Origin of the sequence: Flavobacterium aeripolare (assembly GCF_013294025.1) — a bacterium.
Taxonomy (GTDB): Bacteria; Bacteroidota; Bacteroidia; order Flavobacteriales; family Flavobacteriaceae; genus Flavobacterium.
The window spans coordinates 186,332-210,236 of sequence record NZ_JABSNL010000009.1 but is presented as its reverse complement, the minus strand read 5'-3'; the positions used below and the strand labels follow the sequence as shown (position 1 = coordinate 210,236).

21 protein-coding genes are annotated in these 23,905 nt (G+C 33.6%); 7 read left to right on the top strand and 14 right to left on the bottom strand.

Features of this window, described 5'->3' with window-relative positions; all coding sequences use genetic code 11:
* Positions 1 to 270 precede the first annotated feature (270 nt).
* Both HNQ00_RS11980 and HNQ00_RS16420 read right to left on the bottom strand, forming a co-directional pair.
* A complete protein-coding gene (locus HNQ00_RS11980; RefSeq protein WP_463671352.1) occupies positions 271 to 1,059 on the bottom strand; it encodes an ISAon1 family transposase in 789 nt (262 codons plus the stop codon).
* A gap of 218 nt (positions 1,060 to 1,277) precedes the next feature.
* Complete coding sequence (locus HNQ00_RS16420; protein ID WP_463671353.1) at positions 1,278 to 1,541, bottom strand: ISAon1 family transposase N-terminal region protein; 264 nt, start codon at positions 1,539 to 1,541, stop codon at positions 1,278 to 1,280.
* 741 nt (positions 1,542 to 2,282) lie between these two features.
* On the opposite strand from HNQ00_RS16420, the gene HNQ00_RS11975 reads away from it, so the two are divergent.
* From HNQ00_RS11975 to HNQ00_RS11950, 6 genes are all read left to right on the top strand, one after another.
* Positions 2,283 to 2,822: a lysozyme inhibitor LprI family protein gene (locus tag HNQ00_RS11975; protein WP_173838734.1), complete on the top strand. Its 540-nt coding sequence runs from the start codon at positions 2,283 to 2,285 to the stop codon at positions 2,820 to 2,822.
* Positions 2,823 to 3,113: 291 nt separating this feature from the next.
* On the top strand, positions 3,114 to 3,920 hold the full coding sequence (locus tag HNQ00_RS11970; RefSeq protein ID WP_173838733.1) for an enoyl-ACP reductase FabI: 807 nt from the start codon (positions 3,114 to 3,116) through the stop codon (positions 3,918 to 3,920).
* Positions 3,921 to 4,055: 135 nt separating this feature from the next.
* Complete coding sequence (locus tag HNQ00_RS11965; protein ID WP_173838743.1) at positions 4,056 to 5,054, top strand: glycosyltransferase family 2 protein; 999 nt, start codon at positions 4,056 to 4,058, stop codon at positions 5,052 to 5,054.
* 3 nt (positions 5,055 to 5,057) lie between these two features.
* Positions 5,058 to 5,654 carry a dephospho-CoA kinase gene (coaE, locus tag HNQ00_RS11960; RefSeq protein ID WP_173838732.1) on the top strand — a complete coding sequence of 199 codons (597 nt, stop codon included), beginning with the start codon at positions 5,058 to 5,060 and terminating at the stop codon, positions 5,652 to 5,654.
* A 59-nt stretch (positions 5,655 to 5,713) separates the two neighbouring features.
* Entirely contained in the window at positions 5,714 to 7,297 is a 1,584-nt protein-coding gene (locus HNQ00_RS11955; protein ID WP_173838731.1) for a sensor histidine kinase, read from the top strand.
* Positions 7,298 to 7,302: 5 nt separating this feature from the next.
* Positions 7,303 to 8,016 carry a response regulator transcription factor gene (locus tag HNQ00_RS11950; protein WP_026707544.1) on the top strand — a complete coding sequence of 238 codons (714 nt, stop codon included), beginning with the start codon at positions 7,303 to 7,305 and terminating at the stop codon, positions 8,014 to 8,016.
* A gap of 202 nt (positions 8,017 to 8,218) precedes the next feature.
* On the opposite strand, the gene HNQ00_RS11945 is transcribed toward HNQ00_RS11950, so the two are convergent.
* The 9 genes from HNQ00_RS11945 to HNQ00_RS11905 form a co-directional block, all read right to left on the bottom strand.
* On the bottom strand, positions 8,219 to 8,959 hold the full coding sequence (locus tag HNQ00_RS11945; RefSeq protein WP_173838730.1) for an acyl-[acyl-carrier-protein] thioesterase: 741 nt from the start codon (positions 8,957 to 8,959) through the stop codon (positions 8,219 to 8,221).
* A gap of 5 nt (positions 8,960 to 8,964) precedes the next feature.
* Entirely contained in the window at positions 8,965 to 9,894 is a 930-nt protein-coding gene (gene miaA, locus HNQ00_RS11940) for a tRNA (adenosine(37)-N6)-dimethylallyltransferase MiaA (RefSeq protein ID WP_173838729.1), read from the bottom strand.
* 186 nt (positions 9,895 to 10,080) lie between these two features.
* Complete coding sequence (locus tag HNQ00_RS11935) at positions 10,081 to 10,911, bottom strand: ion transporter (protein ID WP_173838728.1); 831 nt, start codon at positions 10,909 to 10,911, stop codon at positions 10,081 to 10,083.
* A gap of 18 nt (positions 10,912 to 10,929) precedes the next feature.
* A complete protein-coding gene (locus HNQ00_RS11930) occupies positions 10,930 to 12,291 on the bottom strand; it encodes an exonuclease domain-containing protein (RefSeq protein ID WP_173838727.1) in 1,362 nt (453 codons plus the stop codon).
* A 76-nt stretch (positions 12,292 to 12,367) separates the two neighbouring features.
* A complete protein-coding gene (locus HNQ00_RS11925) occupies positions 12,368 to 13,027 on the bottom strand; it encodes a YggS family pyridoxal phosphate-dependent enzyme (RefSeq protein WP_173838726.1) in 660 nt (219 codons plus the stop codon).
* 28 nt (positions 13,028 to 13,055) lie between these two features.
* The gene (locus tag HNQ00_RS11920) at positions 13,056 to 14,270 is read right to left on the bottom strand and encodes a DUF1015 domain-containing protein (protein ID WP_173838725.1); all 1,215 of its coding nucleotides are present in this window, start codon (positions 14,268 to 14,270) and stop codon (positions 13,056 to 13,058) included.
* 71 nt (positions 14,271 to 14,341) lie between these two features.
* Entirely contained in the window at positions 14,342 to 15,229 is an 888-nt protein-coding gene (locus HNQ00_RS11915; protein ID WP_173838724.1) for a 3-hydroxyacyl-CoA dehydrogenase family protein, read from the bottom strand.
* Positions 15,230 to 15,286: 57 nt separating this feature from the next.
* On the bottom strand, positions 15,287 to 16,252 hold the full coding sequence (locus HNQ00_RS11910) for a Gfo/Idh/MocA family protein (protein ID WP_173838723.1): 966 nt from the start codon (positions 16,250 to 16,252) through the stop codon (positions 15,287 to 15,289).
* Positions 16,253 to 16,412: 160 nt separating this feature from the next.
* Complete coding sequence (locus tag HNQ00_RS11905) at positions 16,413 to 17,027, bottom strand: alpha-ketoglutarate-dependent dioxygenase AlkB family protein (RefSeq protein WP_173838722.1); 615 nt, start codon at positions 17,025 to 17,027, stop codon at positions 16,413 to 16,415.
* 236 nt (positions 17,028 to 17,263) lie between these two features.
* On the opposite strand from HNQ00_RS11905, the gene HNQ00_RS11900 reads away from it, so the two are divergent.
* Positions 17,264 to 19,747 carry a zinc-dependent metalloprotease gene (locus tag HNQ00_RS11900; protein ID WP_173838721.1) on the top strand — a complete coding sequence of 828 codons (2,484 nt, stop codon included), beginning with the start codon at positions 17,264 to 17,266 and terminating at the stop codon, positions 19,745 to 19,747.
* An 88-nt stretch (positions 19,748 to 19,835) separates the two neighbouring features.
* Here the strand turns inward: HNQ00_RS11900 and HNQ00_RS11895 are convergent, their stop codons facing one another.
* The 3 genes from HNQ00_RS11895 to HNQ00_RS11885 all read right to left on the bottom strand — a co-directional run bounded on the left by HNQ00_RS11895 (position 19,836) and on the right by HNQ00_RS11885 (position 23,635).
* Complete coding sequence (locus HNQ00_RS11895; RefSeq protein ID WP_217425270.1) at positions 19,836 to 21,185, bottom strand: TIGR00341 family protein; 1,350 nt, start codon at positions 21,183 to 21,185, stop codon at positions 19,836 to 19,838.
* Positions 21,166 to 22,344: a Na+/H+ antiporter NhaA gene (gene nhaA, locus HNQ00_RS11890; protein WP_173838720.1), complete on the bottom strand. Its 1,179-nt coding sequence runs from the start codon at positions 22,342 to 22,344 to the stop codon at positions 21,166 to 21,168. Before nhaA ends, HNQ00_RS11895 begins: the two co-directional genes overlap by 20 nt.
* A 295-nt stretch (positions 22,345 to 22,639) precedes the next feature.
* Complete coding sequence (locus HNQ00_RS11885; protein ID WP_173838719.1) at positions 22,640 to 23,635, bottom strand: LLM class flavin-dependent oxidoreductase; 996 nt, start codon at positions 23,633 to 23,635, stop codon at positions 22,640 to 22,642.
* Positions 23,636 to 23,905: the final 270 nt, after the last annotated feature.

Genomic DNA, 23,905 nt, shown 5'->3' with positions numbered 1-23,905 from the left:
AACAGAGTAGTTAAGCCCGCCTGCGCAGATGGTACTGCAGTTATGTGGGAGAGTATGTCGTCGCCTTTCTTTATCCTGAATTTATTTTAGGATCTATAAGAACCCTTATCCAATCGGATAAGGGTTTTTTGTTGTGTAAAAAGGTGAACTATTGTGGGAGCCCCCTCTATAGCTATCTGTTTTTATCTGGGCTAATCGGGATGCGTCGATTTTAATTGGATACTATTTTGGGATCAAGTGCAAAAGTTGGGGATTAAGCAAATAATTTAGTTAATCTAAATAGAAAGAAATCAAATTTTCTAACACCTCTATCCCGATAGCTATCGGGAGAGATCTAAAAGCTTTTATTTTAGCATTGAAAGATTCTGCAGAAGCATTAGTGCTTCTATTACCAAAATAATTCAAAATAGAATCATAGTTAATTTTAATGGTATTCATTATTGTATTAAAACTTTTTATTCCTAAGCCCTCAACATCGTTATACCAGTGTGCTAATTTTGTGATAGCTATCAATTTATCAGTATTGTTATTGTAAATATTGCGTAATTTTTGACTTAAAAAGTAAACTGTTTTAATTTCTGGATATGCTTCAAATACTATTGTTGCCCTAACTTTTTGGCTTTCGCTCCATTTGTTAGAGCTTTTGTAGAGTAGAAACCTACTCCTGGTGAGTAATTGCTTGGCAGTATCTCCGTTAGAGAATTCTTTAGAAACAAAAGGTGTATTGTTGAGTTTTGCTTCTAATATACTTTGGTTTTCTTGATCTAGCGCCTCCCATTTTAATCTAATGCGAATTTCTTGTACAGCTTCTAAAGCAAGTTCTTGAACATGGAGACGATCTATTACTTGTGTTGCTTTTGGAAAAGATTTCTTAGTAATTAATTTCATGCTATTAGCCATGTCTAGAGTAATTTCAATAACCTGAGAACGTTTTTTTAAATCTATCCTTTTTAAATGATTAATAACTACTTCTGATTTTGTTCCAGCAATAATGGCTACAATAGAACCTTTTTTACCTTTTCCTGCTTTATTGGTCACTACGGTATAAAGCTCTCCCATTGACAAGTTTACTTTGTCTATAGATTAATGACTACCTATGTTTTCAGGGAAAATTAGCCACTCATTTGCATGTTCTCGTTGTTCCCAATTGGAAAAATTACTAAGATGTTTTTTATATTGTCGTTGCAATTTTTTACGATTAACACCAAAGAAAAATCCAATAGTATGACAATCGTTTGCTTTAGTATCTATTAATTTCTTTTAAAAAATCCGCAAACTCATGAGTCATGCGGGTTCCTTGTGCTACAATATTCCTCCCGATAGCTATCGGGACTAAAAACTACTTTCCCTGTATCTTTGTTAAGCCACCTCCTACGATTAATATGGAGATATACGAATTTCCCTCTAAGTGGAAATTCTTGAATAGTAATCTCATGTAAAAAACCTTTTGAAACTACTTGTCGATTATTATACTCTTTGGGTGGAGCACTTTTTTCTTCAAAAAACAAATGCATTTTCTCTTGTTCAGTTTTGGTATTCACCAAATCGAAGTGTTCTACAATTAATTCAGTCAGTATGAGTTTTAAAAGTTCTATATAATTTACCAAGGGGTACTTTTTTGTCTGCTAATTTAATGAAAATCAAATCCCTCCCCAACTTTTAGGATTGATCCGAAAAAAAAAATGGTTTAGATTGCTGTCTTTTTTAATTTTTATTCTGTTATATGATGCTGCTTTAGCCATGTTTGTTATAGTTTATGAATTTTATATACCAATTTTTGCTACTATATTTATTTTTCAGTTTCATAAATACTTATTGCTATATTGATGCATTGTACTTCATTAATTATACTGTATGATGTGGTTTCGTCAACTTTTAAGGGAGTTGCTTTCATGTAAGAAGATGGTTTTATTTGATTACTTATATTTATGCACTATTTTTAGCTCAATTGCAGTAGTTGTATTATTTTATTTTCTTCTTCTCATTTTCAGTTTTGTATATATTGAGTATTTTTTTTAAATATTTTAATTAATTGTATATCAATTTGTTATATTAAAAATGGTTTCGCATATAATTTGGATTATCATACTATAAATTCCAGTAATAAAATTTAATACTATTATTTTTATTGTATTGTTTATTAGGTGCATGTAAAAGAATCGTTTGTTTTAATATAATTTTATGTGTTCCTTTTATCGAATTGTATTATTTTGCTATAAATAATTAATAGACTTAGTATATTTATTTTTATTGAGTTACGCATAATATAAATTGACGAAATAATGAGAACATTTTTTTTAATAGCTATCCTATTTGTTGGAGGTTTTGTAAATGCACAAACCGAATTAACTTCTTCTAAAATTATTCAAATAAAGGCTAAAGTTGATCAAATGGCGTCTAAATATAAGGACTCTATAAATAGTAGGCTGGGAGATACTAAAAGTTCAATAGGTACTGATTTTAAAACTGATGTCTACCGTGTTGACAAATTAGCAGATCTTAAAGTGGGTGTTGACTATTCTACTGCTGGTATGACGGCTGCTATAGTGTCCCTAAATAATGATTATGATGCGTTATTAAATAAATACTATACTATATTAATGAAGAGGTTAACGCCTGAAGATCAGGAGAAACTAAAGATAGCACAACGTAATTGGCTTAATTTTAGAGATAGTGAAATTCAAGTTATTACTACCGTTTCAAAAGGTGAGTATTCAGGGGGCGGCACAATACAAAGTAATATTATGGCTGGCCGTATTAGTGATTTGACAAAGCAAAGATTAAACGAAATTATGGATCACCTCAATCAATTTATGGATTAAAAATACCTTCGTCTTTTCCTAGGTTATTATCCTGCATTTTCTGTAAAGGGAGGTATTGTAAATGTTTTATGAATACTAAACCTGCTAATCTACCCCCGACAGTCGCGGTATCGCTCAATTTTAAAAACAAGGTTTTTTTACCGTAGTTTTTTTATTGAGAATATAGCAGATGGCGGGACTAAATGCTATTGAAATTTGAGAATAGTGTGGTCCTAAGATGATGGATAAAGCGGATCATCTTGCAAGCTTAATGTGGAAAGTGTATTTTTGACTGTTTTAAAAAAAGAAACTATGTATAATTTATTGAAAGGAAAACGAGGAATTATTTTTGGTGCTTTAGATGAAAATTCAATTGCATGGAAAACTGCTGAACGCGTGCATGAGGAAGGCGGTGTTTTTGTATTGTCGAATGCTCCTGCTGCAATGCGGTTGGGAAACATTACTGATTTAGCTCTTAAAACAGGTGCTCAAGTTATAGCTGCAGACGCAACATCTGTAGCTGATTTAGAAAATTTAGTGGAGCAGGCTATGTTTATTTTAGGAGGTAAAATAGATTTTGTTCTGCATTCAATTGGTATGTCTGTGAATGTTAGAAAAGGCAATCACTATACTAATCAAAATTACGATTTTACAGAAAAAGGTTGGAATGTATCTGCAGTTTCTTTTCATAAAGTACTGCAAGTATTGTACAAAAAAGATGCTATGAATGAGTGGGGAAGCATTGTGGCTTTGTCTTACATGGCTGCACAGCGTGTATTTCCCGATTATAATGATATGGCGGATAATAAAGCTTTTTTAGAATCTGTGGCAAGAAGTTTTGGATACTTTTTTGGTAGGGACAAGAAAGTCAGGGTAAATACAATCTCGCAATCTCCTACAGCTACAAAGGCAGGTCAAGGGGTGAAAGGTTTTAGTGGTTTTATCGCATTTTCTGATAAGATGGCGCCACTTGGCAATGCATCTGCATTAGATTGTGCTAATTATACTGTATCAATGTTCTCTGATTTGACAAAAATGGTAACCTTGCAAAATTTACTACATGATGGTGGATTTTCTAATGTGGGAGTGAGCCAAGAGGTAATGGAGATGTTTGAATAATTATTTTTAGACCTTATAAATAGAGTAAAAACCAACACTTAATAGCTGTTGGTTTTTTTTATTGATAATGTTAAAAAAGCTATCTTTGCGCGCTAAAATAGCTTGTTTAAGTTTAATCAATATCCCAAAGTACCTATGTTGTTCTCACTGATAATTCCTGTTTATAATCGTCCTGATGAAGTTGATGAACTTTTAGAAAGTTTAGTTCAAACTGATTATCAAAATGAGTTTGAGGTTGTGCTAGTTGAAGACGGATCTACAATAAGGTGTGAGGATATCGTTGCAAAATATACGGAGCGCTTGTCTATATCGTATTATTTTAAACCTAACTCTGGTCCAGGAGATTCTAGAAATTATGGAATGCAAAAAGCCAAGGGAGATTATTTTATCATCTTTGATTCTGATTGTATTATTCCTAGTCAGTATTTAAATGAGGTTGATAAAGCTTTGAAATTAAATTATGTCGACTGTTTTGGAGGTCCGGATCAAGCGCTGGATAGTTTTTCGGATATTCAAAAAGCAATTAATTTTGCGATGACTTCATTTTTAACTACTGGTGGAATTCGTGGTGGTTCTGAAAAGATAGATAAATTCCAGCCTAGAAGTTTTAATATGGGAATTTCTCGAAAAGCTTTTGAAGCCTCAAAAGGTTTTGGAAATATTCACCCTGGTGAAGATCCAGATTTGTCTATTCGATTATGGAACTTAGGTTTTGAAACCAAACTCTTTCCAAATGCGTATGTATATCATAAGAGAAGGATTGATTGGGATAAGTTTTCGATTCAAGTAAATAAATTTGGAAAAGCCAGACCAATTTTGAATAGTTGGTATCCGAAGTATAACAAGCTAACGTTCTTTTTTCCAACCGTTTTTATTTTGGGATTTGCCTTATCAATTTTCTTGTTGATTTTTACTGTTGATATTTTAATCAAACTGTATTTTATTTATTTTGTAATTATTTTTATTAGTGCAACTTATAAAAGTAGAAGTTTAAAAATAGGAGCACTTTCGGTATTGGCAGTTTGGAAACAGTTTTTTGGCTACGGAACAGGATTTTTAAAATCTTATATTAAGGTTATTATATTAAAGCAGCGACCACAAGAAGCATTTCCAGAATTATTTTTTAAAGTGTAATATATGACTAAAATTATAGGGTTAACAGGAGGAATAGGAAGTGGTAAAACAACAATTGCCCAGCATTTTCATTCTCTAGGAGTTCCTATATATATTGCAGACGATGCAGCAAGGGAGGTAATGCAAGATAAAAGTATCATTGCGTCCTTAAAAAAAGCTTTTGGAGTTTCAATTTTTGATGGTGAGGAACTCAATCGTGCTGCTTTAGCCTCAATTGTGTTTAACGATAGCGAGAAATTATTACAGTTAAATGCGATTGTTCATCCTGCAGTGCGGGTTCATTTTGAAAGCTGGTTCAACAATCATTTAGGAGCTACCTACATAATTTATGAAGCTGCAATCTTATTTGAAAGTGGGAATTATAAAAAATGCAATCAAGTTATATGTGTTGTTGCTCCATTAGATACAAGAATACAACGTGTTGTAAGCAGGGATAATACTGATATTGCCTCAATTGAAAAACGGATAAATTCGCAATGGACAGACGAACAACGTATCAATAAAAGTGATTATGTAATCGAAAATGTAAATCTCGCAACAGCCAAGTTAAAAGTGGAGGAAATTCATAAAATTTTATTGATTAAACAAAACGGTCGCTAGATGTTAATGTTTGGTTAATAGATTATCATTCATACTGTTAAAATGTTAATTTTGTTCTGATGAATAAATTTTTTTTTAGAATACTGGTTTTATTGATGAGTTTATCCTTAATCGGGATTATACTTGTACAAGTTTATTGGTTTATCAATTCCTTCAAAAATAATGAGGAGCAATTTAAATTTCACGTTACACAAGTTATTGGTAATGTGGCAGATAAAATGCAAAAGCAGGAAGCTTACTCGTTTTTAGACAGGTACAATCATATAAAAGATAGTACAGGGACGATACCTAAAAAGGAAGACCTTCTAGAGGTTTACTATTTTGAAAGAAATACAAAAACCAACAAGACGTATGTTTATTCAAACAGTATAATATCTGAGGATTTTAATATTTCATCTTCATTGTTTAATAAAAAGTTGAATAACGAAAAGTTTAAAAGTTTTAGTTCAAAAAGGACTACTGAGGTTTATAATAATAGTGGGGTCGATAAGTCAAATATTAAACAAAATTTGATGCCCGATGTTACTATTGAAAAATCAGGAAACTTAGATGTATTAGATAAAGTACAATTTGAAATCTATTATAAGGATTTTGCTGCAGCTAAACCTTTACAAGAAAGGATTTCTAATGAGGCTTTACAAAAATTAATCAAAAAAGAATTAGAACAATTTGGCGTTAAAACCAAGTTTGAATATGGAATTTATAGTAATGGCATTGCAACACCTATAAAATCGGCTGACTTTCAATATGATAAGGAGTCAACGTATTCAACACCTGTATATACAGATAACGAAGGAAACGAAAAATACAAGTTGTTAGTTAGTTTTCCTCACAAGAAAAAGTTCTTGTTAAGTGAGTTGATTAGTTTAAGCGTTTTATCAATAATTTTTACATTGATTATTATTATTGCTTATTCAAGTGCTTTGAGTCAATTAATAAGACAACGTCAGATTTCTGAAATCAAAACAGATTTTATTAATAACATGACTCACGAATTTAAAACACCTATTGCGACGATAAATTTAGCATTAGATGCTATTCGTAATCCTAAGATTATTGATGATCGGGAAAAAGTGATGAAGTATTTGCAAATGATTCGTGACGAGAATAAACGAATGCATGCGCAAGTAGAAAACGTTTTAAGGATTTCTAAGTTAGAGAAGAAGGAGCTCGATATAGAAAAGGAATCTTGTGATGTAGTTGATGTGATTAATGATGCTATTGAACATGTTAATTTGATTTTAGAAGACAGAGAAGGAAGTATTGAAAGCCATTTTAATGCAGATAGAACTTCGGTTTTAATTAACGAGGTGCATTTCACAAATGTGTTAGTAAATGTATTAGAAAATGCCATTAAGTACTCTCCAGATATTCCTCGCATAGAGGTTTTTACAGAGAATATTAAAGATATGATCTTAATAAAAATAAAAGACAACGGTTTAGGAATGAGTAAAATCGCTCAAAAACGAGTTTTCGAAAAATTTTATAGAGAGCATACCGGAGATTTACACAATGTAAAAGGGCATGGGTTAGGTTTAGCTTATGTAAAAAGAATTGTTGAAGACCACAATGGTCAAGTATATGTAGAAAGTGAAAAGGGAAAAGGAAGTACCTTCATAATAAAAATACCACTAATAAATTAGATACTATGGAAACTATAAATAAAAAAATACTTCTTGTTGAAGACGACTTAAATTTTGGAGCTGTACTTAAAGATTATTTAATGCTAAATGACTTTGAAGTTGTTTTAGCTAAAAACGGAATGGAAGGTTTCGAAAAATTTAAAAAAGATACGTACGATTTATGTATCCTTGACGTAATGATGCCGTACAAAGATGGGTATACATTAGCTAAGGAAATTAGAGAGAAAAATAGCGAAGTGCCTATTATCTTTTTGACTGCTAAATCAATGAAGGAGGATGTTTTAAAAGGGTACAAAGCGGGAGCAGATGACTACTTAAACAAACCTTTTGATTCTGAAGTGTTGTTGATGAAAATCAAAGCAATCATTCAAAGAAAATCTTCTGATATGAAAAGCGAGCAAGTTCAGTTTGAATTTAATGTGGGTAAATTTCACCTTAATTCAAAATTGAGATTCTTGACTTTCATGGAACAAGAGCCTATTAAATTGTCTCCTAAAGAGAACGAATTACTAAAAATGTTAATCCTTCATGAAAATGATTTGATGCCAAGAGAATTAGCATTGACAAAAATCTGGAGAGATGACAATTACTTTACTTCTAGAAGTATGGATGTGTATATCGCTAAACTTAGAAAGTACCTTAAACTTGACGAAGATGTTGAAATTTTGAATATTCACGGAGAAGGTTTTAGATTAGTTGTAAAAAATAAAACTGTATAATCAGTACCGTTTATATATAGAAGGCTTCGAGAAATCGGAGCCTTTTTTTTTGTAACTAATCCTGCTTTCCGCTACAAGATTTTTCATAAAAAAAGAATTTCCATTGTCTTAAAAAGAGCTTCTTTTAGTCGCTTTTTTAAGCCAGGAAATTCATATTTTTATGTGCAAATGCTTTCCACTTCATTCAGGGTTATGGATCTTACTACTTCAAGTTCAACTGCAGGGCATAGCAATTTTTATCTTCTTTAGAAACAGTAAAAATGTAAGCATCCTCAGCCACGTTTTCATGAATAACTACTTTATCTTTTAGAGAAAGTTCTTTTAAAAAATTCATCTCAAAACTTTTTATTCTTTGATATAGTATAGTTTTTTCATCTACTAGGTCCAAGCACCATTCTAAGTACTTTACGTTATTAACGTGATTGACGATATCTAGATCTGATAATTTGATCATCTTTTCAAAAAGGATTTCTTTTTCGGTACTGATTTTAATTTTCGAAAAGCCTTCTATAGTTGCCTTCTTATCAGGAAAAAGTTCAAAGTGATCGTGAGCGAGCGCTAAGGCTTCTGGTCTGCGTCTTGAGGTATTGAATACTGCCCAAAACGTTTCTGAACCTATAATCTTTTTACCGTTAAGATGTACTTCTAAGGCACGAATGGATCTAGAATTTTCTAAGGTATTAATCCAGGTAGTGACCGTTACTGTGTCGCGCCATTTAGGTAAGGCACTTACTTCTACACGCATTCTACTCAAGACCCAAGCTTGATTAAATTCTTGCATGTCTGAAAAACTAATTCCACCTATATCAGAATGTGAGGCGGCAGTAAGTTGCAAAATATTGCATAATTCAGTGTATTTTAAATAGTCATTTGGCATGCATTGTGAAAAATTGATTTCCCAATCTTTACTGTGTATAGAAGTGAAATTTGGACTTATTGGCATAGGAATTATAATGTAATTTGTGTTTTTTTATTGATGTGGTCAAATACTTCTTTATAAGGTGTTTCAAAGTCAAACCATGTTGTGTTTTCGTCACGCTTAAACCACGTTAATTGGCGTTTTGCAAATCTTCGGCTGTTTTTTTTGATTTCTTCTATAGCAAAATCTAGTTTAATAGTACCATCAAAAAAGTCAAAAAGCTCTCTGTAGCCCACTGTTTGCAATGCATTCAGTTCTCTATTGGGATATAGCGCCTTGGCTTCCTGTAGTAGTCCGTTTTCCATCATAATAGTAACACGCTGGTTAATTCTATTATATAAAACGCTTCGATCTGCCTCTAGTCCTATGATTATAGGAGTAAAGGGGCGACTGTGCTGTTTCTGATTTAAAAATGAAGAATACGGTTTACCAGTTCCTAAACAAACCTCTACAAATCGCATCATACGCTGTGGGTTCAATAAGGTCTGGGGATTATCGGCTGTTATAGTCTTAAAATATTCTGGATCAAGTTGCTGTAATTGTTGTTGCAAATAGTTGATACCTAATTTCTCATAGTTAGCAGTTACACTTTCTCTTATAGAATGCTCTATTTCAGGAAATTCGTCAAATCCCTTTAAAACAGCGTTTACATACAAGCCAGAACCGCCTACTAAAATTACATAATCATTTGTTTGAAAAAGAGTATCTATAGTTGCAATTACCTGTTTCTCATAATCACCTACTGTATAGCCTTCGAATATAGACTTATTTTGAATAAAATGATGTGGAGCAGCTTGTAATTCGGCAACACTTGGGACTGCAGTACCTATAGTCATTTCCTTAAAAAATTGACGACTATCACAAGAAACGATTTCGCAGTTATAATGATTTGCTATCTGAATACTCAAAGCAGTTTTTCCTATTGCTGTTGGTCCTACGATGGTAATTAAATGTTTCATGTCGCTATTTTGCTTAGATGAAATTCGTAAATGTTAAGTATTGCAAGGTAGTATTTCTTACTGAAAAATTAGGCTTGTAACACGCGCTTTAACAAAGAAGGATAGCTAATTTAAAAGTGGTAAGAAACAGCACTTACGACCTTTTATCAATCCCAAATGATAAATGGCAAGAGATAAGATAAGTGGTTAAAATTTATGTCCGCAATTGGAACAGTAATTAGCAGTTGTTGTGTGTGCTTCGTCACCACATCCCTCACAAGCTTGAGGCTTAAAATGATCATTTTGCTTTTGACTGTTTTTTGCAATTTCCGCTGTAACTATTCCAGTAGGAACTGCAATAATTCCATAACCCAAAATCATTACAAAAGAAGCAATAAATTGTCCCAATGGCGTTACGGGTGAAATATCGCCATAACCAACGGTGGTTAACGTAACAATAGTCCAATATATACTTGCTGGAATACTGGTAAAACCACTTTCTTTTCCTTCTACAATGTACATTAGTGAACCAATGATGATGGTAATTATTAGTACAAAATAAATGAAAACCACAATTTTACCACGGCTCGCATTTATAGCTTGCTTTAACTGTACAGACTGACTTGTAAATTGAGGATGATTTAATATTTTAAATAAACGAAGTAAGCGTAGGGAACGAACGACACTAAATATGCTGGTACCAAGGAAGAATATAGACAAGTACATAGGCATGATCGCTAACAGATCTATAATACCGTAAAAACTAAAAATATACTTCCAGGGTTTATCTATAGATACGATTCGTAATATATATTCTATGGTAAAAAATATTGTAATGATCCATTCTAACGTTACTAGTTCATAATGATATTTTAAATCAAACGAATTTACAGTCTCCATCATTACTAGTACTACGCTAAGTAATATAAGCCCAAGTAAAATTAAATCAAAGAGGCGACCTGCCTTAGTGCTGGTGCCATAAATGATAATGTGTACTTTTTGTCTAAAAATGTCGTACTGCGATTTAATTTTCCCCATGAAGGTGCTCGTTCTTTTTTAGAATTTTATCAGTTTGGGTTTTTTCTCCTTACGTAAGTAAGACTGTATTATATTTTTGACATCCCTATTATTAATCATCGGTATCAATATGTTCTTTAGTACTTCTATATTAGTAATTTGATAGTTCAAATCATAGAAAGCATATCCTTTATAGATTCCGTTTTCGATCAGGATAGCACTACGCTCACTTATTGTTCGTCCACGATCTACAATAACCATATTTTGACTTTCAAATTCACTTGCTTTAATAAAGGCTTTTACACGTTCATTATATTCTTGAGGCGAAACTAGACCAATGCATGCACCATCACATTCCTTAATTTTATATTGAAAACAAGCGGTTTTAGTTTCGTACAATCCAGTGTACTTCTGGCACAGATGGTATTTTTCAGTAACTCTAAAAAGCATGTTCTTACCTTCAAGTAGAGAGGTAAAAGAAGTTATTTCTTTTTTTCTACCATCAGCCTTATGAAGTTTGAGGTTGATGTAACCATCTTTATCAACTTCAGGATACAGTGCCCATTGAAATATGGTTTTACGCTGCGCACGGTTATACCTTGGTTTATTAATTTTTATTTCTTGACTTTCTTTTAAGAGCGCAACTAATTCACTTCCAGTTTCTTCATAAGTAACTGCGAAAACTTCTGCTTGAATTTTCTTAGCGCTATTTGTAATGCCAGTAAAATGCTGATTGATTCTCTTTTTTATATTCTTGCTTTTGCCCACATAAATAATATCTCCCTTTTCATTATAAATATAATATACACCTACAACATTAGGTAAATCACGGATGATATCTTGTAAACGAGGAGCAAGTCCTTTTTCTATTTTTAACTTGATGAAATCTTTAACGATTTCCTTGTGCACGTCTTTTTCAAGAAGCATTTGAAATAACTTTACAGTAGCTAGAGCATCTCCACTAGCGCGATGCCTATCGGCCATAGGTATTCCTAATGCGCGTACTAATTTCCCTAAACTATGTGAAGGCTGTTCAGGTAATAGTTTTTTAGATAGTTCAACGGTACATAGCGTTTTCATAGTGAAATCGTAGCCCAGTCTTTTAAACTCTGTTCTCAAGATTCTGTAATCAAAATCGGCATTGTGTGCCACAATAACACAGTCTTCAGTAATTTCGATAATGCGTTTTGCTACCTCATAAAACTTTGGTGCCGAAACCAACATAGAATTATTTATTCCAGTTAATTTCACCACAAATGGTTGAATGGGTATTTCAGGATTTACTAAACTAATGAATTGGTCTACAATCTCATGACCATCATATTTATAGATAGCAATCTCAGTAATTCCCTCTTCATTAAATGCTCCTCCAGTGGTTTCTATGTCTAATATTGCGTACAAATTTCTTTCTTTAATGTTGCTGATATACTCTTCTTTTATTACTAAATATTAAGTATATGTATTGTAATTTTAAGGACTATCGCCCTCCAAATATGCTGCTTCCTATTCTAACCATGTTGCTACCGCAGTCTATAGCAAGCTTATAATCTCCAGACATTCCCATAGAGAGTGTCTGTATTGAATTACTCATTACTTTGTCATTTTTTAAACTTTCATAGATGGCGTTTAATTCTTTAAACTCTCTGCTTATTTGGTTTTGATCATCAGTAAATGTAGCCATTCCCATCAAACCTACGATGCGAATATTTCTTAATTCTTTAAAATCATTCGATTCAAGTAATTCGTGTAATTCCTGCTTGTCCAAACCAAATTTTGTGTCTTCCTCAGCAATGTGCATTTGTAGCAAGCAATCTATTGATCGGTCGTTTTTTAATGCTTGCTTGTTAATCTCGCTTAATAATTTTAAACTATCAACACCGTGTACTAAGCTCACAAATGGTGCCATAAATTTCACCTTATTTGTTTGTACATGACCAATCATGTGCCACTGAATATCCTTTGGCATTTCTTCCCATTTTTCAGCCATCTCTTGGATCTTATTTTCACCAAAAATGCGTTGTCCCGCATCATAGGCTTCCATTAGGTCAGATACTGGTTTTGTCTTTGAAACTGCAACAAGGGTTACTTGTTCAGGAAGTGTACTTTTTATTAGGTTTAAATTAGCTGCTATTGCCATGTTATATGCTTTTTATTTTAAGCTTAATTTATAATTCGTAGATTACGATTCCGCTTCTAAACTTAGGTTCAATATACGTACTTTTTGGAGGCATAATCAAATTATTATCTGCTAATGCCTTTATTTCATTAATATTTGAAGGGTAAAGTAAAAATCCCACTCTAAATTCCCCCTCATCAATCTGGTTTTTTAATTCTAAAACGGATTGCTTGCCAGAGAGATACTCTATACGCTCATCGTTGCGCAAATCTGCTACCGCGAGTAAGGGTAGGAGCACCGTATTATACAAAATTTGAGTGTCTAAACTTTCTAAAGCATCTTTTGATGGAGCTACTTGATTTTTTAGTTTTAAACTATAAAAGTCACCGTCAAGATACATACCAAATTCATTTTTAACAACAGGCTGATACGGTTGTTGGAATTTGTTTTCGAGTATAAAATTCAATTGCAGTTTTGAGATGAAATCCTCTTTAGACAGGCCGTTAAGATCTTTGACTACACGATTAAACTCGTATATTTTAATATTATTTTCTGATATTAAATAACTCAATAAATGCGCTTTATTAGTATCATTAGGATAATCTTCAGACAATAGTTTAGCAGCTTCAGTGCGATGATGTCCATCTGCTATGTATAAAGAGTCTACTTTGCTGAATATATTTTGAATCCACGCGATCTCGGATTCATCATCAATTTTCCACAGATAATTAATCTCTTTTTTAGTAGTCGAAAACTCAAAGTCGGCTAATTGTTGCGTTTGCTCAAGAATCCACTTTTCTATAGCACTATTATCAGGATAAGTCATTAGAACTGGCTCTGTATTGAACTCAGAGTTTTTCATGTACTCTTTGAGTAGTCTTACTCGAAACGCCAGTGTTTCTTCGTGTTTTTTAATTTTGTTGTTGCGGTAATCGTCTATGTTTGCAGCAACAATAATTCCTGTAAAAGAATGGTTGCTAGTAACAATTTTGTGAATATAGATTGCCGGCTTAGCATCTTTAATTATGATACCTTCGTTTTTAAAATCTTGGTATTTTTGATGAACTTGTCGGTATCTTTTTTCAAAGGTTACTGTTTCCTGATTATTGTAAGCAGGTTTTATAACATGTAAAAAAGATAACGGATTAAAGTCTAATTGTGCAGCTAGCTCTGCAGTGACATACTCTTCATAAGAACGGCAAGTCACTAAGCACACTTTATCACGAGTAGGACGAGCGGCTTGAAAAGGAATGATTTTTGCCATAATAAATCAAAAATAAAGTCCAAAAAACTAGCTTGTATAGAATAATAAACTAGGTTTTTGGACTTTTTAGACTATATAAATTGTTTCGAAATCTTCTCTGCTTTTTTACTCTCTAAATAATCGTAGAAGCCTCCTCCAGATTTAACTCCTAATTTTCCAGCACGTACCATGTTTACTAATAAAGGGCACGGAGCATATTTAGGATTTTTAAATCCATCATACATCACGTTCAAAATAGCCAAGCAAACATCTAAACCAATAAAATCAGCTAGTTGTAAAGGTCCCATAGGATGTCCCATTCCTAATTTCATAACGGTATCAATCTCATAGACACCCGCTACCTTGTTGTATAAAGTCTCAATAGCCTCGTTAATCATAGGCATCAAAATTCTATTGGCTACAAAACCAGGGTAATCATTTACTTCAACGGGTGTTTTTCCAAGTTTCTCAGAAAGTGTCATAATCGTTTGAGTCACTTCATCGCTAGTGTTGTATCCTCGAATGATTTCGACCAATTTCATAATAGGCACCGGATTCATAAAGTGCATTCCTATAACGCGCTCCGGGTTTGTCACAACCGCTCCAATTTGTGTAATTGAAATAGAAGAAGTATTTGTTGCAAGAATAGTATCTGCTCCACATGCTTCATTCAGTTGTTTGAAAATTTCTAATTTCAAACCAACGTTTTCTGTAGCGGCTTCGACAACTAGGTCAGCACCTACAACGCCATCTTTTACATCTGTATAGGTAATAATGTTTGTTATTGTTTTAGCTTTGTCTTCAATCGTGATGCTTCCTTTTGTAACCATTCGATCTAGATTAGCCGCAATTGTAGCCATTCCTTTATCCAGAGATTTCTCAGATACATCAATTAATTTAACGGTAAATCCGCTTTGTGCAAACGTGTGGGCAATTCCGTTCCCCATTGTTCCAGCACCTATTACTGCTATTACTTTCATTTAATTTATTTTTTAATTTAAAGTCTTCTCGTCTAACTTATAAATCGTCTTCTATTATTATTTCTTAAAGCAATCAATGATTTGGTACGCTACTTTTAAAGCATCAGTTGCTTGTTCTAAGGTAACTACAGGGGTAGTATTGTTAGTAATGGCATCTGCAAAAGTTTCTAATTCGTCCAGAATGGCATTATTTTGCTCTACTTCAGGATTAGAAAAATAGATTTGCTTTTTTACGCCTTCTGCATTTTGCAAAATCATGTCAAAATCACCTGGAACTTCAGGAGCATCTTTCATTTTTACAACCTCACATTTTTTCTCTAAGAAATCTACCGAAATGTAAGCGTCTTTTTGAAAGAAACGCGTTTTACGCATGTTTTTCATTGAGATTCGGCTTGCTGTTAGATTAGCAACACAACCATTTTCAAATTCGATTCTTGCGTTAGCAATATCAGGCGTGTCACTAATGACAGAAACACCGCTTGCGCTAATATTTTTCACCTTTGATTTCACCACACTTAATATAACATCAATGTCGTGAATCATTAAATCGAGTACTACTGGAACATCCGTACCTCGTGGGTTAAATTCAGCTAGACGATGCGTTTCAATAAACATAGGTTTTTCGATCATGTCTTTTGAAGCGATAAATCCAGGGTTAAAACGTTCCACATGACCTACTTGACCTTTAACATTATACTCCTTAGATAATGCAATTATTTCGTCAGCCTCTTCAATAGTATTCGAAATAGGTTTTTCAATAAAGACGTGCTTACCTGATTTAATAGCAACCTTAGCACACTTATAATGAGAAAGTGTAGGGGTAACAATATCTATGACGTCTACTGCGTGAATAAGTGACGCTATCGTACTAAAGTGTTTGTAACCAAATTCTTTAGAAATCTTATCAGCATTTTCTTGATTAGGGTCATAAAAACCAACTAATTCATATTTGTCAGATTGTTGTAGTAATCGTAAATGTATTTTTCCTAAGTGACCTGCACCTAATACTCCAATTTTCAGCATAATGATGTAATTTGTACAAAAATAGCAATTAATACTAACATTAAATAAGGAATCAATACAATTGTTAGGGCAAATTTCACAAGTCAAAATAGCCTTAAAATCAGTGTAAAAAAGGAAATAAATACTAGTTCACTAACAAATTTATTGCCGTGTCTTGCTTTTAGTCTTGGTGTACAATCGTTCTAAAAGTAAGATTCACTCTTGGTTTAGAAACTAATTTAGTAGGAGGTAAGCGGTGGAGCCAGTGTGTTTGGGTTTCGTCTTTCATTACTAGCAAGCTACCGTTTTGCAAAATTACTTGTATAGTTTCTTTAGTAGTTTTGTTTTTAAAGGCAAATTTTCTCTCTGCACCAAAACTCATTGACGCAATAGCACCATTTTTCTTCAAATCTTTTTCGCCATCACTATGCCAAGCCATACCTTCATTACCATCATGGTACAAATTTAAAAGGCAAGAGTTGTAGGTTTCACCAGTAGTTATTTCGGCTAGATTTTTTAATTCTATTAATTCAGCGGTCCATGGTAGTGCTTCTTTAGTAGTATTTGAATAAGTGTATTTAAACGGAATATCTCCATACCAAGCCACCTTTCTTTTAGTGATGATCAATTTTCCAAAGATGACCGCTTGATCATTTTTCCAAGCAATGGTTTCCAGTAACTTATTTAAATAATCATTTGCCTCTTTTTGAGTCATCAGTGTCCCATAGTAATTTACGGTGCCCTCTTTCGGTAGCAAATTGACTTGGCTTTGCGGTTGATCGTTAAATAAGTCCATAATGTAGCAGCTTTTTATAAAGATTAAAGTTCGTTAAAAAATGCGCGATCGCAAACATATTTTGGTTCATTTTTTTATTCGAAAATAAATTATAAAATACGAATAGTAAAGCAATAAAAATTAGTAGGATAACATCGAGGGCAGTTGTTAATTTAGTGTTAAAACATCATAAATAAATTAATATAGAGGTGGTTAAATTTATTTTTGAAAGAGATTAATCAAAAAATAACCTATTGATGAAGAAAATTGTCATTTTGAGTACATTAGCTGGATTGTTATTAACACCAGTATGTGTCACCGCACAAAAGCAGTGGCATATTGATGAGAATAAAAAGAAGAAACCAGAAACTACTGCCCCTCCAGCCGAAAAAAAATCAGAGCAACAAATTAAAGAGTATAGCAAAGTTATCACAAAGGATGCTATATCTGATGATGGTTTGTTTACTGTACATAAGGTAGATAAAAAATATTTTTTTGAAATTCCGAATACCCTTTTAAATAAGGATATGTTGCTCGTGAGCCGTCTTTCAAAATTGCCTTCTAACTTAGGTGGTGGATATGTAAACGCGGGATCTGAGACAAACGAGCAACTGATTGTATGGGAACGTTTTCAAGATAAAATTTTGATCAAAGTGAAATCATACAATGCTGTCGCTAATGATAGTTTGCCGATAAGCATATCAGTAAAGTCTAACAATTACGAACCCACATTATTTGCATTTGATATCGTTGCTTTTAGTAAGGACTCCTTGAATACAGTAATTGATGTAACAAAATTCTACAGTTCTGATGTGAAAGCGATCAGCGGAATATCTGCTTCTATGAGAGAGTCTTATAAAGTAAAAGGACTAGATGATTCGCGTAGTTTTATTAATAGCATGCGCAGTTATCCTATGAATATTGAGGTTATTCAAGATTTTACTTATAATGCCTCTAAGCCGCCAGTTTTACAAGATTCTGAGACCATTAGTATACAAATGAATCAATCGATGATTCTGTTGCCAGAAAAATTAATGCAACCTCGTCTAGCAGATGATCGTGTGGGTTACTTTACTATGAGTCAGTATGATTATAATAGTGAAGAATTAAAATCAGACAATAAAACGTACATCCGCCGATGGAGATTAGAGCCAAAAGATCCTGCTGCTTACGCTCGTGGCGAACTAGTGGAACCTATTAAACCTATTGTTTATTATATTGACCCAGCCACTCCTGAGAAGCTGAGAAAATACATTAAACAAGGAATTGAAGAATGGCAAAAACCATTTGAAACAGCGGGTTTTAAAAATGCAATTATTGCCAAAGACCCACCTACAAAAGAAGAAGATCCTGATTTTAGTCCTGAAGACATGCGTTACTCTGTAGTGCGCTATGTGGCTAGCACAACTAGAAATGCTGTGGGACCAAGTATCTCTGACCCTAGAACGGGGGAGATTATAGAAAGTGATATTATCTGGTACCACAACCACCTTCGCTCTTATAGAAATCGCTATTTATTAGAAACTGGAGCGGCAAATCCAAGTGCTCGTACTTTAAACACTAGTGAAGAGGAAATGGGTGAGATGATGCGCTTTGTTATTGCACATGAAGTGGGGCACGCGCTAGGCTTTCCTCACAATATGGGCGCTAGTAATGCCTATGATGTTGAAAGTTATAGAAATGCCGATTTTACACAGAAAAACGGAATAGCAGCCAGCTTAATGGATTATGCTCGTTATAATTATATCGCTCAAGCGGGTGATAAAGGGGTTCGTTTCATTCGTCAGATGGGACCTTATGATCACTACGCTGTGAACTGGGGATACCGTGTAATTCCTGGAGCAGTTTCTCCAGAGGCAGAGGTGGCTACCTTAGACAAATGGATTTTAGAAAAAGCTTCAAATCCTATTTACAAATACGGTAAGCAAAGCAGCAGTTTTGATCCTACATCGCAAACAGAAGATATTGGTAATAATTCAATGAAAGCGAGTTCGTACGGACTTAAAAATCTACAATATGTAGGAGCACATCTAGCTGAATGGACTAGTGATAAAACAAACAACTACGAGGATTTAAGCGAGCTATACGATGAGTTTCTAGGAGTTTGGAGTCGTTATGTAGGTCATGTAGTAACCAATGTAGGAGGTGTTTTTGAAAATAGTAAGAAACCAAATCAAGCTGGTCCCGTTTATACCGTAGTACCAAAAGCACAGCAAGTAGAAGCCATGATATGGTTGCAACAAAATGCTTTTGCATCACCTACTTGGTTGGTTGATATGAAAACATTACGCAATATTGATTTCGCTGGTTATACAGAACGTTTTAGAAATTTACAAACGCGACATTTAAATTCGGTTTTAAGTTTTGATAGATTGGGTAGATTAATGGATGCTGCTGTGCAAGGTGATGATAATTATAAAGCAATTAATATGCTTACTGACATGCGCAAAGGAATATGGAAAGAAGCTGCAGCACGCACAAATGTTACTATTTATAGAAGAAACTTGCAAAGAGCTTTTATCGAAAGAATGGCTTATTTGATGCAAGAAGAGATGAAGTCAAGTCGCTCAGAAAGCGCCTATAACGTTTCACAATCAGATGTGAGAGCCTTAGTTAGAGGGGAATTGAAAGCTTTAAAATCACAACTAGCAATGGCTAACAATCCTAATCTTAATACTGAGACTCGTTACCATTATGAGGACTGTATCGCTAGAATTGCTTTAATCCTAGACCCTAAATAAGAGAACTAGTTATCTAATACTTAATTAGTGTCCATAAAAAAATCCGCTGCAAGGCGGATTTTTTTTGTGTCTATACTTTATTGTGTGCTTATTTAACAACAGTTTTTTCAGCCACTTTTTTGACTGGTTTAACAGGTTGTCTGTACAGTTCTATTTCGCTTTTAGCTAATCTTTTTTCCAACCAGAATGTTAACTTTTGTACGTTCTCGTCTTTCAATGGTGTTTTACTTTGATAGATAAGAACAGGAACTACTGCGGTACTATCGGTATTTTCATTAAAAACGTGGTTTGAAACTGCAATATTTTGAACTTCTGGGAACAAAATTTTTATTTCGTTAAGTAGGTTTTTATTATCGTACTTATCAGCTTCGATTTGCTTTTTAAGTTTTAATATCGATACATCTTTCTCACTTAAAACCGACTTATTAAATTTAATCTCATTTAAAATATCTGTCTTTAAATCAGTGGTATCTTGTATCACACTTAATTTAGTATTCGGGATTTGGTAGTCTTTTAATTTAGCGTTAAAGGCTTTGATCTGGCTATCAGAGAATTTTTTACTTAAAAATCCCAATTCTAATTTCTTTGGACTTTCGTTAAACTTAGTTTTCTTGTATAAAATAGCAATACCCTTACTAGAAAATTCACTTTCGATAAAAACATCTATTTGGTGTTGGTAGTTTTTTTGTTCGAATAATTGGTAAGCAAAATAAATACTTGGTAAGATCAATATAGTTATTAAAGTTGTGATAATGTATTTTACTCTTTTTTCGGTGCTTTCATCTAGTTGCTTCTTTTTAGGATATTTCAAAAAAGTCACAATAAAGAAAGTAGAAATACAAATAAAAACACAGTTAATCGAGTACAAGTAAATGGCTCCAAAGAAAAAGCGCATGCTTCCTATAGCTAAACCATAACCAGCAGTACAAAGCGGTGGCATCAGGGCAGTAGCAATGGCTACACCAGGGATGGGATTTCCTTTTTCTACACGAGTAATAGCAATAGCCCCTACAATTCCTCCTGCAAAAGCAATAAGGATATCATAGATATTAGGTGATGTTCTTGATAATAGCTCGGGTTGCATTTCCTTGAACGGACTAATATAAAAATATATTGCCGAGACTATAAGTCCTACTAAAGTTGCTACTAATAGATTTTTTAAAGACCTTTTTAATAAGTCAAAATCGAATACCCCTAAACCAAAACCAGCACCTATAATAGGCCCCATTAAAGGGGAAATAAGCATGGCTCCAATAATTACTGCAGCCGAATTTACATTCAGTCCTATCGAAGCGATAACAATAGCACACGCTAGAATCCATAAGTTAGCGCCTCTAAAAGAGATATTTGACCGTACATTTTCAAGGACTGTATATTTATCATCCTCACCTTTATTGAGGTTGATGTAGTCAAGTAATTTAGCTATTAGTACTTTCAATTGTAGCTTGTTTTAAAGTTGTTTTTAAGAATAAGAATCCTAATACTCCCGCTACTAATGAAGATAGTAGAATTACAAATTTAGCATTATTTATAATCGTTTGATCGTCAAAGGCAAGTAAAGTTATGAAGATAGACATGGTAAAACCAATTCCTCCAAGGAAACCTACACTTATAACAGTTTTCCAGTTCAAATCAGCAGGAAGTTTACAAACGCCTAAACGTACCGCTATAAAACTAGCTAGAGCAATACCCAGTGGTTTCCCTACAATTAGCCCTAGAGCAATCCCTATACTGTAATGCTGTGATAACGTTTCTCCTATATTTGAGCTTATGATTATTGCTGTGTTTGCTAATGCAAAAAGCGGAAGAATGAAAAAACCAACCGGTTTGTGCAAGGCTCTTTCCAGTTTTGAGAAGATTGAATCTTTTTCTCCATGGCAAAACGGAATCGTGAAAGCCAACAAAACTCCGGTAATAGTAGCATGAATTCCTGAATGCAACATGAACCACCACATCACCACACCACCTAGTAAGTACAATGTAAGGCTACGCACTTTCATGCGATTCATTATTAAAAGTCCTACAAATACAGCTAATGCAATGAATAAATTCATCCATACAATGGTTTTAGTGTAAAATATTGCGATCACTAGTATCGCTCCAAGGTCATCAATAACAGCAAGTGCCGTTAAAAAAACTTTCAGTGATAATGGAACTCTATTCCCTAAAAGAGATAATATACCTAAAGCAAAAGCAATATCTGTAGCCATAGGAATACCTGCTCCAGAGTGCGTTACTGTACCGTAATTGTTTATTAAAAATATTCCAGCGGGAATAAACATACCTCCCATTGCTGCAAAAATAGGCAGTAAAGCATCTTTTACATTTGATAGTTCACCGTCGTTAATTTCTCGTTTTAACTCTAAACCTATTAATAAGAAGAAAACAGTCATTAAACCATCATTAATCCAATACTCTAAACTCTCACCAAAAAATTTAGCATGCCAAGTATAAATATACTGCGATGCAAATATGGAATTTGCCATGATTAATGAAACGATAGTACAAGCGATTAATATTAATCCAGTTGCTTTTTCATTATCAAAAAACTCTTTAAACAAGTCACCATTATAAATTTTCTTGATGGCTTTTTTCATTTTTCTTTTCACGTGCACGGTTCTCTGTATTTTAGGTGACAAATTATGTCTGTTTGTACTATTTTTTTGGACGTAATAGCCCGATTTACAAAAATAGGCAAAATGTTAGAAAATAGCCTCTTTAATACGGTAATTATTAAGGCAAACTTGATATTAAATCATATAAAAAGCGCAATAAAATCTACAATTGCTCCCGTTTATAATGTAGAGAACCCTGTAAATTGTATTGCGCTTGTATATAATAATTCTGTAAGTTATTTACAGGCAGTGATCTAGCTGTTTTTGATCTTGTAAATTACTTTTCTTGAGCTTCTTTAATGATTTCGTATGATTTCAAGCGGGCGTCAAAATCATAAATATGAGAGACAACCATTAATTCGTCAACATTAGTTTGCTCTACAAAATCTTCTAATTGAGACTTGATTTCTGTAGGGTCGCCTACAAATGAGTAATGCAAAAACTGTTGCATAACTTGTTTTGCTTCTTCAGGAACTTTAAAGTTAGGATCTGCTGGTTGCAGCGGTCTTCTATCGTTTGTTAATATACCTAAGAATACTTTTTGCATTGATGTAGCTAGCGCAGCAGCTTCGGTACTAGTTTCGGCGGCGGTAACATTTACACAAGCGAGAACGTACGGTTCTTTTAAATATTCAGACGGTTTAAAATTAGCTCTATAAATCGATAATGCTTGCAGTAATTGCTGTGGTGCAAAATGACTTGCAAATGCATACGGTAGACCTAATGAAGCTGCTAATCTAGCGCTATCTGTGCTCGAACCCAAGATCCAAATGGGGATATCTAATCCTTCACCCGGTATGGCGCGTACTGCAGCATGACTATTTTCAAGAGATAAGTATTCTTGCAGTTCGACTACCGTACTCGGGAATTGGTAGGCCGCTTGATCATTTCTTTGCAATGCCTGAGCGGTTAATTGATCGGTACCTGGCGCTCGTCCTAGTCCTAAGTCAATTCTTCCAGGGTAGAGTGTAGCGAGCGTTCCAAATTGTTCTGCAATGATTAATGGAGCGTGATTAGGAAGCATAATTCCTCCAGAACCAACTCTGATTTTCTTTGTATTTTCGGCGATATGGCCAATTAAAATAGACGTAGCCGAACTCACAATGTGTGGCATATTATGATGTTCAGATAGCCAGAATCTTTTATAGTCTAATGATTCGGCTTTTTGAGCTAATGCAACACTGTTTTTAAAAGTTTGTGCCGGCGTTTTTTCTGCTAGTACAACAGCTAAATCTAATATTGATAAGGGAATAGTATTGAAATTATTTTTCATGTATCTTAATTCTAAATGAGTAATTGCAAGTGCTTAATGGTTTGTATTGTCTTTAAAATTTTTTTTTAAAAAGCCAACAAAGCCCTGCGTTTATTGCTATTGCAAAGATAATAAATACGGTTTTTTTTATCGCTAATTGTTTGTTAATATGTATACGATGTGCGGCAGTTGTTTTTTTGCTTTCGTTAAAATAGTTTCGCTGTTATGAACTAATTTTCCTCTCTTTTACAGCTGCTATTACTTGTATTCTCTGATTAATTTTCGAATAAA

Coding starts and splice junctions, on each gene's coding strand:
- HNQ00_RS11955 (WP_173838731.1), top strand. CDS start 5,714: ATGAATAAATTTTTTTTTAGAATACTGGTTTTATTGATGAGTTTATCC.
- HNQ00_RS11980 (WP_463671352.1), bottom strand. CDS start 1,059: ATGGGAGAGCTTTATACCGTAGTGACCAATAAAGCAGGAAAAGGTAAA.
- HNQ00_RS11905 (WP_173838722.1), bottom strand. CDS start 17,027: ATGGACTTATTTAACGATCAACCGCAAAGCCAAGTCAATTTGCTACCG.
- HNQ00_RS11945 (WP_173838730.1), bottom strand. CDS start 8,959: ATGCCAATAAGTCCAAATTTCACTTCTATACACAGTAAAGATTGGGAA.
- nhaA (WP_173838720.1), bottom strand. CDS start 22,344: ATGAAAAAAGCCATCAAGAAAATTTATAATGGTGACTTGTTTAAAGAG.
- HNQ00_RS11975 (WP_173838734.1), top strand. CDS start 2,283: ATGAGAACATTTTTTTTAATAGCTATCCTATTTGTTGGAGGTTTTGTA.
- HNQ00_RS11885 (WP_173838719.1), bottom strand. CDS start 23,635: ATGAAAAATAATTTCAATACTATTCCCTTATCAATATTAGATTTAGCT.
- HNQ00_RS11965 (WP_173838743.1), top strand. CDS start 4,056: ATGTTGTTCTCACTGATAATTCCTGTTTATAATCGTCCTGATGAAGTT.
- HNQ00_RS11925 (WP_173838726.1), bottom strand. CDS start 13,027: ATGGCAATAGCAGCTAATTTAAACCTAATAAAAAGTACACTTCCTGAA.
- HNQ00_RS11920 (WP_173838725.1), bottom strand. CDS start 14,270: ATGGCAAAAATCATTCCTTTTCAAGCCGCTCGTCCTACTCGTGATAAA.
- coaE (WP_173838732.1), top strand. CDS start 5,058: ATGACTAAAATTATAGGGTTAACAGGAGGAATAGGAAGTGGTAAAACA.
- HNQ00_RS11915 (WP_173838724.1), bottom strand. CDS start 15,229: ATGAAAGTAATAGCAGTAATAGGTGCTGGAACAATGGGGAACGGAATT.
- HNQ00_RS11935 (WP_173838728.1), bottom strand. CDS start 10,911: ATGGGGAAAATTAAATCGCAGTACGACATTTTTAGACAAAAAGTACAC.
- HNQ00_RS11950 (WP_026707544.1), top strand. CDS start 7,303: ATGGAAACTATAAATAAAAAAATACTTCTTGTTGAAGACGACTTAAAT.
- HNQ00_RS11910 (WP_173838723.1), bottom strand. CDS start 16,252: ATGCTGAAAATTGGAGTATTAGGTGCAGGTCACTTAGGAAAAATACAT.
- miaA (WP_173838729.1), bottom strand. CDS start 9,894: ATGAAACATTTAATTACCATCGTAGGACCAACAGCAATAGGAAAAACT.
- HNQ00_RS11900 (WP_173838721.1), top strand. CDS start 17,264: ATGAAGAAAATTGTCATTTTGAGTACATTAGCTGGATTGTTATTAACA.
- HNQ00_RS11970 (WP_173838733.1), top strand. CDS start 3,114: ATGTATAATTTATTGAAAGGAAAACGAGGAATTATTTTTGGTGCTTTA.